The organism is Tepidibacillus infernus (assembly GCF_048898065.1).
Lineage (GTDB): Bacteria > Bacillota > Bacilli > Tepidibacillales > Tepidibacillaceae > Tepidibacillus_B > Tepidibacillus_B infernus.
On sequence record NZ_JBLWFI010000069.1, the window covers coordinates 1 to 255 of the forward strand.

The window sequence follows — 255 nt, forward strand, 5'->3', positions numbered from 1 at the left end:
TCATGAGTTTGGCAATTTCACGATCAAGCCGTTTCACTTCGGATTCCATATGTCTAATTACACTTAAAGAAACGGAAAGTGAAATGTTGACTGGATCGGCCATTGCTTTATTTAGACGATATGATGAACGAGCAAGTTTTTGAAGATACTTTGCAATTTCTTCCGGATTTTCGAAGCGATTTTTTCCCTTCTCTTGAAGAAATTGAATGAGTTCTTCCATGGACATTTGGGTAATTTGTTCAGGCTCTAGTTCTT

The 255-nt window shown here is 37.3% G+C and carries 1 pseudogene; it reads right to left on the reverse strand.

Annotated features, from left to right (window positions below):
* Positions 1-255 (reverse strand): annotated as a pseudogene (locus tag TEPIDINF_RS15295) (IS110 family RNA-guided transposase); the annotation flags it as partial.